General features: G+C 64.6%; 14 protein-coding genes. 8 read left to right on the forward strand and 6 right to left on the reverse strand.

The genetic code is table 11. The annotated features are described in order from the left end of the window. Positions 1–3 precede the first annotated feature (3 nt). On the forward strand, positions 4–2,022 hold the full coding sequence (locus ACK8OU_RS05950) for a M3 family metallopeptidase (RefSeq protein WP_410302445.1): 2,019 nt from the start codon (positions 4–6) through the stop codon (positions 2,020–2,022). Positions 2,023–2,030: 8 nt separating this feature from the next. On the opposite strand, the gene ACK8OU_RS05955 is transcribed toward ACK8OU_RS05950, so the two are convergent. Together ACK8OU_RS05955 and ACK8OU_RS05960 are read right to left on the reverse strand one after the other, a co-directional pair. Next, positions 2,031–2,918 (reverse strand): cation diffusion facilitator family transporter, encoded by an 888-nt coding sequence (locus ACK8OU_RS05955; protein ID WP_410302446.1) that lies wholly within the window; start codon positions 2,916–2,918, stop codon positions 2,031–2,033. Positions 2,919–2,969: 51 nt separating this feature from the next. Next, the gene (locus ACK8OU_RS05960; protein WP_410302447.1) at positions 2,970–3,521 is read right to left on the reverse strand and encodes an SH3 domain-containing protein; all 552 of its coding nucleotides are present in this window, start codon (positions 3,519–3,521) and stop codon (positions 2,970–2,972) included. Positions 3,522–3,683: 162 nt separating this feature from the next. On the opposite strand from ACK8OU_RS05960, the gene ACK8OU_RS05965 reads away from it, so the two are divergent. The 3 genes from ACK8OU_RS05965 (at position 3,684) to ACK8OU_RS05975 (ending at position 7,935) form a co-directional block, all read left to right on the forward strand. Further along, positions 3,684–4,670 (forward strand): 2-hydroxyacid dehydrogenase, encoded by a 987-nt coding sequence (locus ACK8OU_RS05965; RefSeq protein ID WP_410302448.1) that lies wholly within the window; start codon positions 3,684–3,686, stop codon positions 4,668–4,670. A gap of 308 nt (positions 4,671–4,978) precedes the next feature. Next, positions 4,979–7,474: a GcvT family protein gene (locus ACK8OU_RS05970; protein ID WP_410302449.1), complete on the forward strand. Its 2,496-nt coding sequence runs from the start codon at positions 4,979–4,981 to the stop codon at positions 7,472–7,474. A 116-nt stretch (positions 7,475–7,590) separates the two neighbouring features. Continuing rightward, positions 7,591–7,935 (forward strand): carboxymuconolactone decarboxylase family protein, encoded by a 345-nt coding sequence (locus ACK8OU_RS05975; protein ID WP_410302450.1) that lies wholly within the window; start codon positions 7,591–7,593, stop codon positions 7,933–7,935. A gap of 65 nt (positions 7,936–8,000) precedes the next feature. On the opposite strand, the gene carB is transcribed toward ACK8OU_RS05975, so the two are convergent. Then, positions 8,001–11,333, reverse strand: a complete 3,333-nt coding sequence (gene carB / locus ACK8OU_RS05980) for a carbamoyl-phosphate synthase large subunit (protein ID WP_410302451.1) — start codon at positions 11,331–11,333, stop codon at positions 8,001–8,003. 208 nt (positions 11,334–11,541) lie between these two features. On the opposite strand from carB, the gene aspS reads away from it, so the two are divergent. Further along, complete coding sequence (gene aspS, locus ACK8OU_RS05985; protein ID WP_410302452.1) at positions 11,542–13,320, forward strand: aspartate--tRNA ligase; 1,779 nt, start codon at positions 11,542–11,544, stop codon at positions 13,318–13,320. Between the two features lie 69 nt (positions 13,321–13,389). Here aspS and ACK8OU_RS05990 read toward each other — a convergent pair whose 3' ends face one another. Beyond that, positions 13,390–14,100, reverse strand: coding sequence for a response regulator (locus ACK8OU_RS05990; protein ID WP_410302453.1), 711 nt, complete (start codon positions 14,098–14,100; stop codon positions 13,390–13,392). 150 nt (positions 14,101–14,250) lie between these two features. On the opposite strand from ACK8OU_RS05990, the gene mce reads away from it, so the two are divergent. Both mce and ACK8OU_RS06000 read left to right on the forward strand, forming a co-directional pair. Then, positions 14,251–14,655, forward strand: coding sequence for a methylmalonyl-CoA epimerase (gene mce, locus ACK8OU_RS05995; protein ID WP_410302454.1), 405 nt, complete (start codon positions 14,251–14,253; stop codon positions 14,653–14,655). Beyond that, positions 14,655–14,921, forward strand: a complete 267-nt coding sequence (locus tag ACK8OU_RS06000; protein WP_410302455.1) for a DUF1467 family protein — start codon at positions 14,655–14,657, stop codon at positions 14,919–14,921. The genes mce and ACK8OU_RS06000 overlap by 1 nt, the downstream gene beginning before the upstream one ends. A gap of 136 nt (positions 14,922–15,057) precedes the next feature. Here ACK8OU_RS06000 and ACK8OU_RS06005 read toward each other — a convergent pair whose 3' ends face one another. Continuing rightward, positions 15,058–15,750 carry an EI24 domain-containing protein gene (locus ACK8OU_RS06005; protein ID WP_410302456.1) on the reverse strand — a complete coding sequence of 231 codons (693 nt, stop codon included), beginning with the start codon at positions 15,748–15,750 and terminating at the stop codon, positions 15,058–15,060. Then, positions 15,747–16,316: a nitroreductase family protein gene (locus tag ACK8OU_RS06010; RefSeq protein WP_410302457.1), complete on the reverse strand. Its 570-nt coding sequence runs from the start codon at positions 16,314–16,316 to the stop codon at positions 15,747–15,749. The genes ACK8OU_RS06005 and ACK8OU_RS06010 overlap by 4 nt, the downstream gene beginning before the upstream one ends. Before the next feature lie 138 nt (positions 16,317–16,454). Between ACK8OU_RS06010 and ACK8OU_RS06015 the strand changes: the two genes are divergently transcribed. Next, positions 16,455–16,703, forward strand: coding sequence for a DUF167 domain-containing protein (locus ACK8OU_RS06015; RefSeq protein ID WP_410302458.1), 249 nt, complete (start codon positions 16,455–16,457; stop codon positions 16,701–16,703). Positions 16,704–16,777 lie beyond the last annotated feature (74 nt).

The raw sequence follows: 16,777 nt of genomic DNA on the forward strand, positions 1-16,777 counted from the left end.
GTGATGACCAATCCCCTGCTGCAAGACTGGGCCGGGCCCTTTGGCCTGCCGCCGTTCGCGGCCCTGTCGGATGACCATTTCGGCCCGGCCTTTGATGCGGGGCTGGCCCAGGCGCGCGCGGCGATCGCGGCGATTGCCGAAAACCCCGCCCCGCCCAGCTTTGCCAATACGATCGCGGCGCTGGAATTGGCTGAGGCGACGTTGGACCGGGTGGCGGGGGTGTTCTACAACCTTGCCGGGGCCGACAGCACCCCCGCGCGTGAGGCCTTGATGCGCGAACTGGCGCCGAAAATGGCGGCCTTTTCGTCCGAGGTCACGATGAACCGTGCGCTTTTCGCGCGGATCGAGGCGCTGTGGACCAGCCGCGACACCCTTGCCCTGCCGCCCGAAGAGGCGCGCGTGCTGGATCTTTACCGCCAGATGTTCCTCCGCGCCGGTGCCGCGCTGCAAGGGGCGGCGGCGGAACGGATGGCCGCGATCAAGGAACGGCTCGCGGTGCTGTCCACGGCCTTCACGCAAAACCTTTTGGCCGATGAGCGGGGATGGTTCCGGCCGCTGGCCGAGGAAGACCTGGCTGGCCTGCCTGATTTTGTGGTCGATGCCGCCCGCGCGGCGGGGGCGGAACGGGGTGCGCCGGGGCCAGTGCTGACGCTGAACCGATCGCTGATCGTGCCGTTCCTGCAGTTTTCCCCGCGCCGTGACCTGCGTCAGATCGCCTGCGCGGCCTGGGCTGCGCGCGGTGCCAATGGCGGCGAAACCGACAACCGCGCGCTGGCGGCGGAAATCCTGGCGCTGCGGGCGGAACGCGCGCGTCTGCTGGGCTATGACAGTTTCGCCGCCTTCAAGCTGGAACCTGAAATGGCCGGCGGGCCCGACCGGGTGCGCGCGCTGCTGATGCAGGTCTGGGAACCGGCCCGCGCCAAGGCGCTGGCCGATGCACAGGTGTTGACGCGGATGTTGCATGCCGATGGCATCAATGGCGTGCTGGAACCCTGGGACTGGCGCTATTACGCGGAAAAGCGGCGCAAGGCCGAACATGATCTGGATGAGACCGCGTTGAAGCCCTATCTGCCGCTGGAGGCGATGCTGGGCGCGATGTTCGACGTGGCCAACCGGCTGTTCGGGCTGGAATTCCAGCCGATCGAGGGGCCGTTCTACCACGCCGATGTCCGCGGCTGGGAGGTGACCCGCCGGGGCCGGCACATGGCGGTGTTCCTGGGTGACTACTTTGCGCGCAGTTCGAAGCGGTCGGGCGCGTGGTGTTCGGCGATGCGCGCGCAGCGCAAGCTGGGGGACGAGGTGCGCCCCATCGTCGTCAATGTCTGCAACTTTGCCAAGGGCGCGCCGACGTTGCTAAGCCATGATGACGCGCGCACCCTGTTCCACGAATTCGGCCATGCGCTGCATCAGATGCTGTCGGATGTGACCTATCCGCTGATCTCGGGCACGTCGGTGGCGCGCGATTTCGTGGAACTGCCCAGCCAGCTTTATGAACACTGGCTGGACGTGCCTGCGGTGCTGGACCGCCATGCCCGTCACTGGCAGACCGGCGCGCCGATGCCCGCCGATCTGCGCGACCGGCTTCTGGCGGCGGCGACCTGTGACCAGGGCTTTGCCACGGTGGAATATGTCGCCTCGGCCCTGGTCGATCTGGCCTTCCATGAAGGTGCGGCGCCCGCCGATCCCATCGCCCGCGAAGCCGAGGTGCTGGCCGAAATCGGCATGCCCCATGCCATTGCGATGCGCCATGCCACACCGCATTTCGCCCATGTCTTTGCGGGCGACGGCTATTCTGCGGGCTATTACAGCTATATGTGGTCCGAGGTGATGGATGCCGATGCCTTCGCCGCGTTTGAGGAAGCGGGCGATGTGTTCGACCCGGCCACCGCCGAACGTCTGGAACGGTTCATCCTGTCGGCGGGCGGATCGCGCCCGGCCGAAGAGCTTTATACCGCCTTCCGGGGCCGGATGCCGGGGGTTGAGGCGTTGTTGAAAGGGCGCGGCCTGCAGGACGTCGCCTGAACCGGCGGTCAGCTTTCGCCCCGGACATCCTTGTGGATGATGACATCGGCCTGCGGGTAGGCCTGCATGATCGCGCGGCGCAGCCCCGCGCCGATGGCATGGGCCGCGCGCAGGCTTTGATCACCGTCCAGTTCGATGTGCAGGTTCACAAAGACCCGCGATCCGGCGGTGCGGGTCTTGAGGTCGTGGAACCCATGCACGCCGGGCCAGCTTGCGGTGATGGCGGCGATGCCCTCGATGATTTCGGGCGGGGCGGCGCGGTCCATCAGCGCGTGCCAGGCGCCCAGCCCGATCACGATGGCACCGCGCCCCATCATGGCGGCTGCGATCAGGGCGATGATGCTGTCAGCCCCCGACAGGCCAAAGCGGCTGGACAGCCACAATGCAAGGATTGCGCCCAGCGTCGGCCCCAGATCGCCGACATAATGCATCATGTCCGCCGCAACGACCCGGTTGCCGGTGTGGCGTGCCACACGGCGCTGCCACAGCACCAGACCGGCGGTCAACAGCGCCGATGCCACCATCACGGCGATCCCCGCGCCTTCGGCGGCCAGGGGGGGCGTCGTGTCGGCCAGCAGGCGATGCGTTGCCGCCCAGGCGATGGCCGCAGCCGAAGTCAGAACGAACAGCGCCTGACCCAGTGACACCAGATCCTCGGCCGAAGTATGGCCAAAGGCGTGATCTTCGTCCGCCGGGCGCTGTGCATACAGGATGGCGGTCAGACCCGCGCCCGAGATCAGCAGATCCATCGCGCTGTCGGCCAGCGATGCGGCGATTGACAGTGACCCTGTCTGCGCCAGGGCCCACAGCTTCATCACCACCAGAACGCCCGCCACCCCGACAGAGGCCATGCCTGCGGAACGGTTCAGCCTGTCCTGGTCGGTCTGGGGCAGCATCGCGGTCTCGGGGTTGCCTGATCGCGGGCGGTGCTATCCTGAAATCGTCGGTCAGTCACGCAATTCTTCCGCGCCCACGCCCCAGATCCGCGTTTTTTGCACCCAGCCCTTTTCGCCCTCGGCGGTGATCCGGCACCAGTCGCGCAGGCATTCGCCCAGCCGCGCGATCGCGCCCGCCTCGGCCACGGCCACGACGCCGGCGGCAGGATCGGGGCGCATCTTCAACTCGGTCATGTCGTCCTGAATGATGACGGTGCGCACCCCCGACAGAAGCGAATAATGCACCCAGCCGCCCGCGCCGTCGCGGTCCTCGACCCGGCGCCAATGGCCGAATTCCGCCGTCACCCGCAGCGGCATGCCGTTGTGACGGAAGACCCAGTCGATCCGATGCGACAGTGACGGGCCACGGCGGGCATTGCCCTCGGACCCTTTCAGCGAAACGAATCGCGGCAGCGGCAGGTTGGTTACCGGCCCCCGTGCGGGCTGGGCGCTGACGGCCATCTGTTCGGGCGGGGCTGCGGCGTCCTGCGCGTACAGCGCGGCACCGGCCAGCGCCCCTGCGGCGACCAGCGCCGCCCCGATGATTGCCGAACGCAGTTTCATGCCTTGTCCCATCATTTCCGCTTCATTCCGCCGGCGGCGCAATAAAATTGCGCTGTCGGGTGGAATAACGCGTTTTGTGTTCTTGCGGGGCCTTGTCCCCCGGCCCGTTGCGCGTCACTTTGCACCCAGAAGAAGGCGTTTGGAAGAGAGGAGACCCCCGCCATGCCCGCACCGCGCCTGAGTGTTGTCGTGACGCGACGGTTGCCCGAGGTCGTCGAGACCCGGATGAAGGAATTGTTCGACGTCGAGTTGAACGAAACCGATCGGCGGATGACCCGTGAGGAACTGGTTACGGCCATGCAGCGTGCCGATGTGCTGGTGCCCTGCGTGACCGATACGCTTGAGGCAAACATGCTGGCGGCAGCGGGCGACAAGCTGAAGCTGATCGCCAATTACGGCGCGGGTATCGATCACATTGACGTGGCCTCGGCCCGCCAGCGGGGGATTCTGGTGGCCAACACCCCCGGCGTGGTGACCGAAGACACCGCCGACATGGCGATGGCGCTGATTCTGGGCGTGATCCGGCGCATCCCCGAAGGCATGGCGGTGATGCAGGCGGGCGAATGGCGTGGCTGGTCGCCCACCGCCTTTCTGGGTGGCCGGGTCGGCGGCAAACGGCTGGGCATTCTGGGCATGGGGCGGATCGGGCAGGCGCTGGCGCGACGTGCGCGCGCCTTCGGGATGCAAATCCACTATCACAACCGCAAGCGCCTGCGCCCCGAGACCGAGCAGGAGCTTGAGGCGACCTGGTGGGAAAGCCTGGACCAGATGGTCAGCCGGATGGACGTGGTTTCGGTCAACTGCCCGCACACGCCATCGACCTTTCATCTGCTGAATGCGCGGCGGCTGAAGCTGATGAAACCCTCGGCGGTGATCGTGAATACCTCACGCGGTGAGGTGATCGATGAAAACGCCCTGACGCGGATGCTGCGCGCGGGCGAAATTGCCGGGGCGGGGCTGGATGTGTTCGAACACGGCGCCGAGATCAATCCCCGGCTGCGTGAACTGCCCAATGTGGTGCTGTTGCCGCATATGGGATCGGCAACGATCGAGGGACGGGTCGAGATGGGTGAGAAGGTCATCATCAACATCAAGACCTTCGCCGATGGGCACCGGCCGCCGGATCTGGTGGTTCCGGGGATGCTGTAGGCCAAAGGCCCGGCGCGTGATGCCGGGCCTTGTTGGTCGGGGGCGGGTCGATGTCGGCTTCGGACACATGGACGCGCTTGCCGATAAAGTCCGAGGCAGAACTGCCTGATCCACCATGGGCACAAAGATATCGGCGGTCATGTCCACCTGCGCGGCAACGGATGCGCGGGTCTGTTCGGTTGCCATGTGGGTGTCGGCTTTGCGTTGCCGCGCCCGCGCATGTCGCTTTTGGCTGGCAAAGGTCGGGCGGGATGGCCCGCAGGGCGACAGGTCTGGCAGAACGGGACAAAGTCCCAAGGGAGTCGCCCATGAAAACCCACGTCAAAGCCCTGGTCGTCGGCGGCGGTGCTGTCGGGTGCGCGATCGCCTATCATCTGGCCAAGGCGGGCTGGGACACGATGCTGGTGGAACGCGATGAGCTGACATCCGGGTCGACCTGGCATGCCGCAGGCCTGCTGCCGCTGTTCAACATGGGCTATGCGACGACCCACATCCACAAATACTCGGTCGATTTCTACAAGGGCCTGGAGGCCGAGACCGGGCTGAACGCGGGCTTTGCGGTGGTGGGCAACCTGCGCATGGCGCAGACGCAGGACCGCATGGATGAATATATGCTTTATTCAAGCGTGGCCGAAACCGCCGGTATCCATCACGAATTCATGACGCCCGCGCAGATCCGTGACCGCTGGCCGCTGGTGCGGACCGAGGATCTGAAAGGCGCGCTGTTTCACCCGCAGGACGGCTATATCAACCCCGCCGATGTGACCCAGGCCATGGCCAAGGGCGCCCGGATGCGCGGGGTGACGATCCTGCGCAAGATGCAGGTGAACGGCTATCGCTGGACGGGCAGCGAATGGATCGTGACGCTGGAACAGATGGTGGAACGGGGTGGCAATCTTGTCGGCTCGGGCGAGATGGTGGAATTGCGCGCCGAACATGTCGTCACCGCCACGGGCAATCATGCGCAGCGCACCGCGCGGCTGCTGGGGATCAGGATCCCGGCCATTCCGGTGGAACATCAGTATATCGTGACCGAGCCCGACCCGGCGCTGGCCGCCTGGCGGGCCGCCGGCAACCCCGAACATCCCGTGCTGCGCGATGCCGATGCGAAATGGTATGTGCGCGAGGAACGCGGCGGCTGGATTCTGGGCCCCTATGAACGCGGGGCGCCGGCACGGTTCGTGTATGACGTGCCGCAATCTTTCCGCGCGGATCTGTTCCCGCTGGATCTGGACCGGATCGAGGCGGAGTACCTGTCGATGATCCACCGCATTCCCTCGTCGGAAAGTGTGGGGCTGAAGGACGATTTCAACGGTCCGATCTGTTACACCCCCGATGGTAACCCGCTGGTTGGTCCCGCGCCGGGGCTGCGCAACATGTGGCTGGCCGAGGGGTTCAGCTTTGGCATTACCGCGGCGGGCGGCACCGGCCATTACCTTGCGCAACTGATGACCGAGGGCGAGGCCGAGATCGACATGGCCAGCCTGGATCCGCGCCGCTATGGCCCCTGGATGACCACCGAATATGCCGCGCGCAAGAATGAGGAATGCTATGAGCATGTTTTCATCCTGCACCACCCCGATGAGGAGCGCGAAGCCTGTCGCCCGCTGCGCACCACGCCGAACTATGACCGCCAGATCGCGCTGGGCGCGCAGATGGGGCAGGTCAATGGATGGGAACGACCGAATTACTATGCCCCCGGCGTGGCGTCCGATTTCGACCACAACGGCCGCAGCTTCCGGCGCGGCAACTGGTGGCCCTATGCCGAGGCCGAGGCGCGGGCGATCCGCGATACCGCAGGCCTGATCGACGCGACCGCCTTTACCAAGCATCTGTTGCGCGGCCCCGGCGCAACGGCTTTCCTGGACTGGTTTACCACCAACAGGCTGCCGAAGGTGGGTCGTATCAACCTGACCTATGCGCTGACGCCGGCAGGCACCACGCGGACCGAATATACAATCGTCCGATTGTCGGAAAATGAATATTACCTGATATCGGCCGGGGCCTGGTCGACCTATGATGGCGATTATCTGCGTCAGTGTGCCGAGGACAGAATATCCGATTTCGGCTATGTCGAGATTCACGATGTCACCACGCAATGGGGCGTTTTCGCGCTGGCGGGGCCCAGGTCCCGCGCGATCCTGCGCGAAATCGTCAAGGATGCCGATCCCGGCACGGTCCTGGGCAATGCTCGGTTCCCGTGGCTTTCCTGGCGCAATATCGAACTGGGCATGTGCCCGGTGCGTGCGCTGCGCGTGGCCTATACCGGCGAACTGGGGTGGGAGCTGCACCATCCGATCGAGATGGGTCGCTATCTGTGGGATCAGCTGATGACCGCCGGGGCGAAGCACGGGATGACGCTGGTCGGCACCCGGGCGCAGAACTGGCTGCGCCAGGAAAAATCCTACCGCGCCTTTGGCAATGAACTGGGCCGCGATGCCACGCCGCTGGAAGGCGGGCTGGATCGTTTCGTGGATCTGTCGAAGGCGTTTCTGGGCAGGCAGGCGATGTTGGACACGGGGCTGCGGTCGAAATGCGTTACCCTGCTGATCGACGGGCCCGATGATGCCGACCCCTGGGGCAAGGAGGCGATCCTGCTGGATGGGGAAAAGGTCGGCCGGCTGACCTCAGGCGGCTGGTCGGTGGTCTTTGGCAAGCAGATCGGCATGGGTTATGTGCGCCCCGATCTGGCCGGGGTGGGCCAGCGGCTGAAGGTGCGGATGCTGCGCCAGCAATGGGATGCGGTGGTGGTCGAGGATAGCCCCCATGACCCGCAGAACCTGCGCATCCGCGCCGATGACTGACCCTTCGCCGGGGCGGTTCGGGAAATATTCAGGGATCTGAATGGGATTTGACGCAGGTCAAGGTCCTGCGAATGTTGCCATGCGACCTGCAACCGACACCTGAACAGGAGAATTTCATGAGCTACAAGGCAAAGATGGACGAGATGCGCGGCGAGCTGCGGGCGCTGAACAAGACCGCGCCGGCGGCGATGCAGGGCTTTGGCACCCTGTCGAAGGCGGTCAAGGAAAACGGGGTCCTGTCGCTGAAGGAAAAGGAATTCGTGGCGTTGGGCATGTCGGTGGTGCTGCGCTGTGAACCCTGCATCATGTTCCATGTCGAGGCGCTGATGAAAGCGGGCGGCACCCGCGAAGAGCTGGCCGATGTGCTGGCCATGGCGGTGCAGATGGCCGGTGGGCCGGGGATGATGTATGCCGGACACGCGCTGGGCTGCTGGGATGAACTGGCCGCGCAGCAGGATTGACGCGTGCGAAATACAAAGGCCCGCGCGGATGGCGCGGGCCTTTTGGTGTGCGGGTCGTGGCGGGATCAGGCCTGCAGCGGACGCACGCTGATATCCCCTTCGCCACGCGACTTCATCGCCGCCACGGCCGCGATGCTGGCCGCCGCCGTGGTGAAATAGGGAATCTTGTCGTAAAGCGCCACGGCGCGGATTTCGCGGCTGTCGGACACGGCCTGGCTGCCCTCGGTCGTGTTCATGACCAACTGGATATCGCCGTTTTTCAGCCGGTCCACGATGTTCGGGCGGCCTTCGTAGACCTTGTTCACCAGCTCGGCCTCAACCCCGTTTTCCTTCAGCCACAGCGCGGTGCCGCGGGTGGCGACCAGGGAAAAGCCCATCGCGATCAGGTCGCGCGCGGCCTGCGCCAGATCGGCGGTCTTGTCGGTATCCTTGATCGACAGGAACACGCGGCCTTCTTCGGGCAGATGCGTGCCGGCGCCCAGCTGCGCCTTCAGGAATGCGCGCGGGAAGTTGCGGTCCCAGCCCATCACCTCGCCGGTGGAACGCATTTCAGGCCCCAGCAGCGTATCGACGCCGGGGAAGCGGGCAAAGGGCAGAACGGCCTCTTTCACCGAATACCAGGGTGTGTTCGGATCGGCCAGCGTCAGCGGATCGGCGAAGGGCAGGGGCGTTTCGGGGCCCACGCCTTCGGGATAGGCAGCGCGCAGCGGGAAGTTCGCCATCGGTTCGCCCGCCATCAGCCGCGCCGCGATCGAGGCGATGGCGCTGTCGGTGGCCTTGGCGACGAAGGGCACGGTGCGCGAGGCGCGGGGGTTGACCTCCAGCACATAGATCACGCCGTCCTTGATCGCGAACTGCACGTTCATCAGGCCGACCACGTTCAGGCCAAGGGCCAGCTTGACGGTCTGGTCCTTCAATTCGGCGACGGTTTCGGGTGACAGGCTGTAGGGCGGCAGCGAGCAGGCGGAATCGCCCGAATGGACGCCCGCTTCCTCGATATGCTGCATGATGCCCGCGACATGCACGGTCTTGCCGTCGGACAGGGCGTCCACGTCTACCTCGATCGCGCCGGACAGGTAGCTGTCCAGCAGCACCGGGCTGTCGCCCGACACATGTACGGCGGTCGCGATGTAGCGTTTCAGATGATCCATGTCGCGCACGATTTCCATCGCGCGACCACCCAGAACATAGGACGGTCGGATCACCAGCGGAAAGCCGACTTTGTATGCGATTTCAATGGCCTGCGCCTCGGACGAGGCGATGCCGTTCACCGGCTGCTTCAGGCCCAGATCATGCAGCAGGTGCTGGAACCGTTCACGGTCCTCGGCCAGATCGATCGCGTCGGGCGTCGTGCCCAGGATCGGGATGCCCTCGGCCTCCAGCGCGTTCGCCAGTTTCAGCGGCGTCTGGCCGCCGAACTGCACGATGACGCCGTGCAGGGTGCCGTTTTCCTGTTCCACGCGCAGGATTTCCAGCACATGTTCCAGCGTCAGCGGTTCGAAATACAGCCGGTCCGAAGTGTCGTAGTCGGTCGATACGGTTTCCGGGTTGCAGTTGACCATGATCGTTTCATAGCCGGCCTTGGTCAGCGCGAAACAGGCGTGGCAGCAGCAATAGTCGAATTCGATCCCCTGGCCGATCCGGTTCGGGCCGCCACCCAGGATCACCACTTTCTTGCAGCCCGACGGCCGGGCCTCGCATTCCACGTCGCCCATCGCGGGGGCCTCGTAAGTGGAATACATATAGGGGGTCTGGGCCTCGAATTCGGCGGCGCAGGTATCGATACGCTTGAACACCGCCTTGACGCCCAGATTGCGCCGCGCGCGGCGGACGTTGGCCTCATCCCGGCCGGTCAGCTTGGCCAGACGGGCATCGGTAAAGCCCATCATCTTCAGATCGCGCAGGCCCTTTTCCGTGACGGGCAGGCCGGTGCGGCGGATCTCGGTCTCGGTTTCCACGATTTCGCGGATGCGGGCCAGGAACCAGGGGTCGAAGGCGGTGGCGTGCTGGATTTCCCCGTCGCTCAGCCCTTCGCGCATGGCCTGGGCGATCAGGCGCATCCGATCCGGGGTCTGGCCCGAGATCGCCTTGATCACGGCGGCTTTGTCGGGCGCGCCGGGGATCTCGATTTCGTCAAAGCCGGTCAGGCCGGTTTCCATTGAGGCCAGCGCCTTCTGCACCGATTCGTGGAAGGTGCGGCCGATCGCCATCGCCTCGCCCACCGATTTCATCGCGGTGGTCAGTTCGGCCTTGGACCCGGGGAATTTTTCAAACGCGAAGCGCGGGATCTTGGTCACGACATAGTCGATCGCCGGTTCGAACGACGCAGGCGTGACCTTGGTGATGTCGTTGTCCAGCTCATCCAGCGTGTAGCCCACGGCCAGTTTCGCGGCAATCTTGGCGATCGGGAAGCCGGTGGCCTTGGACGCCAGCGCCGAGGATCGCGACACGCGCGGGTTCATCTCGATCACGACCATGCGACCGTCTTTCGGGTTGATCGCCCATTGCACGTTCGACCCGCCGGTTTCCACGCCAATTTCACGCAGCACGGCGATACTGCCGTTGCGCATGATCTGATATTCCTTGTCGGTCAGCGTCAGCGCCGGGGCCACGGTGATCGAATCGCCCGTATGTACGCCCATCGGGTCGATGTTCTCGATGGAACAGACGATGATCGCATTGTCCGCCTTGTCGCGGACGACTTCCATTTCATATTCCTTCCAGCCCAGCAGCGATTCATCGACCAGGATCTGCGCCACCGGCGAGGCATCGAGGCCCGAACGGCAGATCGCCTCATAGTCATCGCGGTTATAGGCCACGCCGCCCCCGGTGCCGCCCAGCGTAAAGGCGGGACGGATGATCGCGGGCAGGCCGACCTCTTCGATGGCGGCCATGGCAAGGGCCACACCGGCATTGATATCATACTTGCCGTTGGGCAGTTTCGGCGCGGAAATGATTGTGGCGCGGGGGTTTTCCAGGCCGATCCGATCCATCGCCTCGCGGAACAACTTGCGATCTTCTGCCATTTCAATGGCATCGCGATTGGCACCGATCAGTTCAACATTGTACTTTTCCAACACCCCCATGTCGGCCAGCGCCAACGAGGTGTTCAGGCCTGTCTGCCCGCCCATGGTGGGCAAAAGCGCGTCGGGGCGTTCTTTTTCGATGATCTTGGCGACGACTTCGGGGGTGATCGGCTCGATATAGGTGGCATCGGCCATTTCCGGGTCGGTCATGATCGTGGCCGGGTTCGAGTTGACCAGGATGACCCGGTAGCCTTCCTCGCGCAGCGCCTTGCAGGCCTGGGCGCCGGAATAGTCGAATTCGCAGGCTTGCCCGATGACGATGGGCCCCGCGCCGATGATGAGAATGGACTTGATATCGGTTCTCTTCGGCATGTCTTTCCCCTTTGTCATCCCGGCGGCGCGCAAATTGACGGCGTTATAGTCCTGCAAAGCCTGCGCGCAAGCCCTCGATTGCGTCAACTGCCTGCACTGCCCGGGCGGGGTGCACATTCGGCGGCCCCTGTGCACGATCGCTTGACTTCGGCGCGGCCAGAAGGTTGAAGGCGCGGATAGGAATCCAGCCCGGGACAAGGGGAGAACCATGCACGCCTATCGCAGCCATACCTGTGCGGACCTTAACAAGGACCATGCAGGCCAGAACGTCCGGCTTTCGGGCTGGGTGCATCGGGTGCGCGATCACGGGGGTGTGCTGTTCATCGACCTGCGCGACCATTACGGCATTACGCAGGTGCTGTGCGATGGCGACAGCCCCGCCTTTGCCGCGTTGGAGAATGCGCGCGCGGAATGGGTGATCCGTATCGACGGCATGGTCAAGCTGCGCGATGCCAGCCTGGTGAACCCCAAGCTTCCGACCGGCGAGGTCGAGGTTTACGTCCGCGAGGTCGAGGTGCTTGGCCCCGCCGAGGAGCTGCCCCTGCCGGTGTTCGGCGATCAGGACTACCCGGAAGAAACCCGCCTGACCTACCGTTTCCTCGACCTGCGGCGCGAAAGCCTGCACAACAACATGATGCTGCGGTCAAACGTGGTGCGATCGATCCGCAACCGCATGTGGAACGCGGGCTTCAACGAGTTCCAGACGCCGATCATCACCGCCTCGTCGCCCGAGGGCGCGCGCGACTTTTTGGTGCCCTCGCGCCTGCATCCGGGCAAGTTTTACGCGCTGCCCCAGGCGCCGCAGCAGTTCAAGCAGCTGATCATGGTCGCGGGCTTTGACCGTTATTTCCAGATCGCGCCCTGCTTCCGCGACGAAGACCCGCGCGCCGACCGCAGCCCGACCGATTTCTACCAGCTTGACGTCGAGATGAGCTTCGTTACCCAGGAAGACGTCTTTGCCGCCGTCCAGCCGGTGATCCAGGGCCTGTTCGAGGAATTCGGCAACGGCCGCCGCGTTGATCCCGACTGGCCGCGTATCGCCTACAAGGATTCGATGCTGTGGTATGGCAGCGACAAGCCCGACCTGCGCAACCCGATCAAAATGCAGGTGGTAAGTGAGCATTTCCGCGACTCGGGCTTTGCGATCTTCGCCAGACTGCTGGAAAACGAGGGCACCGAAATCCGCGCGATTCCGGCCCCCACCGGCGGCAGCCGCAAGTTCTGTGACCGGATGAACGCCTTTGCACAGCAGCAGGGCCTGCCGGGCATGGGCTATATCTTCTGGCGCAAGGGCGATGACGGGCAGATGGAGGCCGCGGGCCCCCTGGCCAAGAACATCGGACCCGACCGGACCGAGGCGATCCGCCTGCAACTGGGCCTGGGCGAGGGCGACGCGGCCTTCTTCCTGGGCGGTCGCCCCGAACAGTTCGAGGCCGTGGCCGGGCGCGCGCGCAATGAGATCGGCCGCGAACTGGGCCTGACCGAGGAAGGCGTGTTCAAATTCGCCTGGATCGTCGATTTCCCGATGTATGAAAAGGACGCGGAAACCGGCAAGATCGATTTCAGCCACAACCCCTTCTCGATGCCGCAGGGCGGGCTGGAGGCGTTGATGGGGGATCCGCTGAAGGTCCATGCCTATCAGTATGATCTGGCCTGCAACGGCTATGAACTGGTGTCGGGCGGCATCCGCAATCACAAGCCCGAAATCATGTTCAAGGCTTTCGAACTGGCCGGTTATGGCCGGGACGAGGTTGAAAAGCGGTTTGGCGGCATGGTCAAGGCGTTCAAATATGGCGCCCCCCCGCACGGTGGCTGCGCCGCCGGCATCGACCGGATCGTGATGCTTCTGGCGGATGAAATGAACATCCGCGAAGTCATCATGTTCCCGATGAACCAGCGCGCCGAAGACCTGATGATGGGCGCGCCGTCGGAACCCACCAACGAACAGCTGCGCGAATTGCGGTTGCGGGTGATCCCGAAAGAGTGATCCTGGCCTGCACCGCCGGTGTCCGGGCAAAGACGCGTCCGGCGGGCGCGTCTTTTGCGTTGGCGGTGTTCAGAACGCGGCACCTGCGGCAAGCCGTTGCCGCACGATCCCGGCAAGGCGCGAAACCGCAGCCTCTGAAGGCGTTTCGGCGCGCCCCAGCGCACTGGCCGCACGTTCAAGCGCATCGTCATGGGCAGAACGCGCCACCCCCGTCAGAAATTGCGCGACATAGCCAAGCTCGCGCCGGTTCGGCGCATCGGCCAGCAGCTGCGCCATATGGATCAGATCGTCGCGCAGGGCCAGCGGATCAGGCGCTACCCGCTCATCGGTCAGCGCGCGCAGGCCAAAGGGGCGCGATTCGTGTGGCAGGGCTGACAGGATCGCCTGCTGAAACAGCGCCAGGCTTTCCACCGGCTTGGGCAGGAAGCCGTCCGCCCCCGCCTGCATCGCCTCATCCCCGGCATCGGGGTCGCCGGATGTGGCCAGCACCACCGGCAGCGGCGGCGCCATGTCGCGGATCACGCGGATCAGATCCGCCCCCGACCCGTCCGGCAACCCCATGTCCACGACCACAACCTCGGGACGGTAGCACTGCAGATGCCGCGCGGCTGAACGCAGGCAATCGGCCCGCCGGATGCGCGCCCCTGACCGCAGACACAACAGCCGCATCGCTTCAGAGGCATAGCGGCTGTCTTCCACGACCAGCACCGTCAGCCCCAGTAGCGGGCGGTTGGCGGTGGCCACGCGGGCGGCAATGAAATTACTCAGATCGTCACTCATCGGGGGCATCCTTGGCAGAGGAGAATCGCATCCTGTTCCGACTAAACCCGGATTTGGCTAATGGCAGGTTAATCGGCGTCGGTCATGCTTCGTGCTTGCGCGCAGCCCCCCCCGCCCGCTAAACGCAGGCAAACCAGACCGGAGGCCCCCATGATCGGACGTTTGAACCATGTCGCCATCGCCGTGCCAGATCTGCAGGCGGCGGCGGCGCAATACCGCGATACGCTGGGCGCAAAGGTGGGCACCCCGCAGGACGAACCCGATCACGGGGTGACGGTGGTGTTCATCGAATTGCCCAATACCAAGATCGAGCTGCTTTACCCGCTGGGGCAAAACTCCCCCATCGCCGGTTTTCTTGAAAAGAACCCCGCCGGGGGCATTCACCACATCTGCTATGAGGTCGATGATATTCTTGCCGCGCGCGACCGGCTCAAGGCCGCGGGTGCCCGGGTACTTGGGACGGGCGAGCCAAAGATCGGCGCGCATGGCAAGCCGGTCCTCTTCCTGCACCCCAAGGATTTCAATGGCTGCCTTGTCGAACTGGAGCAGGTCTGATGAATCTGACGGGGGGCATCGTCCTGTTCGCCGTGATCTGGTTCATGGTATTCTTCATCGTGCTGCCGATCCGCTTCCGCAGCCAGGAAGAGGCCGGTGAGGTTGTCCCCGGCACACCGCCCTCGGCCCCCGCGGATGCCCGGATCGGAAAGAAGGCCAGGATCACCACACTGATCGCGATCGTGCTTTGGGCGATCATTGCGGCGATCATCCTGTCGGGCATGATCACGCTGCGCGACATCGATTGGTTCAATCAACTGGGCTGAGGGCGCAAAGACCCTGACGCGCCGCAGGCGTCGGGCGTCGACTTGAGTATTTGGACCAAGAAGAAGCCCAACCTGCTTCTTCTTGGAAAAATACTCCACGGGGGTGCGGGGGTGTGAAACCCCCGCCCTTTCGGTGTCAGCTTGTGCCGCGAATGCGGTGAAACAGATGCGTAAAGGTGGCTGCGCCCAGAACCGGCACCAGCAGGTTCAACAAAGGAACCGACAGCGGCACCGCCATCAGCGCGCCGGCAATCCAGATCGTCGCCTTGTTGGCGCGATACAGCGCCAGCGCGTCGCCCCGTTCCACCCGCCGCAATGCGGCCATATGGAAATACTCCCGGCCCAGCAGATAGCCGTTCAGCCCCAGAAACAGAACCGGCGCGAAGGGGATGACAAAGGGATAGATCAGAAGCGCCATGAGGTTCGCCCCAAGGACCACGCCAAGGAAGGCCATCGCATCGCGCATCGTTTCGGCAAGTGACAGGCGGCGGACCGGGGGCAGGCCGGGATAGTGGGCCGTTTCGACGACTTCGGCCACATCATCCAGAAACAGGCCAGTGAAGGCCGCAGCGACCGGCACCATCAGAAAGACGGACAGCACCAGCATCAACCCGAGCGAGGCCCAGGATACGAAGGTGTCCACCCATCCGATTTCACCGATCCAGGGCAGGGTCATCGTTTCGGGCAGCACCAGCCCCAGGAACCAGGCGAAGGCCGCATAGACCGTAATCAGAAGGCCGGCCGCCAGGGCCACGCCCAGCCCCAGAACGCGCAGGGACCCTGGACGGATCATGTCGCCCCAGGCGGTGAAGAACGCCGCTAGGATCATGCGTCGACCCATGTCGTGATTGTGGCGAGGCCGGGGCGGGGGCGGTCCGCGGGCTGTACAGTCGAAGTGCCGATGTGGACAATGCCCGCCACGAATTCGCCCTCGGCCAGGCCAAGCCCCTGCCGACAGAAGTCTGCATCGTGCGACACCCAGCCGGTCACCCAGCCTGCCCCCCAGCCGGACGCCAGCGCCGCGTTGACCAGCGCAAGGCAGGCCGCGCCGGTCGAAAGCACCTGCTCGATCGCCGGAATCTTGTCGGTGGCACGCGGCACATGGACCACGACGACGCCAAGCGGGCTGGTTTCGAATTGTGCCGCGCCTTTGACGATCACCTCCTCGGGCAGGGTCTTTTCGGCGCCGAGGCGGCGCACGATGGCCGCAAGCCGCATCAGCGCGGGACGTTCAAGCACGATGAATCGCCAGGGCGCCAGCATGCCATGGTCGGGAACGCGCGCGGCTGCCGTCAGGATCGGTTCCAACTGGGCGCGGGTCGGGGCAGGGGCGGTCAGGGTCTTTGGTGAGTGCGAGCGGCGCGTCAGCAGGAAGTCGAGAGCGGTCTGGGTCATGGGATCTCCTTCGGTCTGGTTTCGATGTCGGGGTTTGCGGCGCGGAATGCAAGACAGTCCCCCAACATCGGCGAGCGCGTCGTGGGCGCTGGTACCAGGTGACGATTGTCTTTAGGGTTTTCGACAGAGGAGTGGGAAATGGAAGATCTACGCCATCTTGTCCGGTCCGGTGCACAGATCGCCGTAAGGGTCACGCCGAAGGCGTCACGCAATGCCCTTGTGCCGACCGAAGACGGCTTGCGGGTCTATGTCACGGTCGCGCCCGAGAATGGCAAGGCCAATGCCGCCGTGGTGAAACTTCTTGCCAAATCCATGGGGGTCGCCCCCTCGCGCCTGAGGCTGATCCGCGGGACGGTCGCGCGCGACAAGCTGTTTCAGATCGATTGATCCGATCTTCGGCTTTGCGAAAATATCCTGCGGGGGTCCGGGGGTGCAAAACCCCCGGCCTGTCCGCTTGGGCA

The organism is Pontitalea aquivivens (assembly GCF_046507575.1).
Lineage (GTDB): Bacteria > Pseudomonadota > Alphaproteobacteria > Rhodobacterales > Rhodobacteraceae > Pontitalea > Pontitalea aquivivens.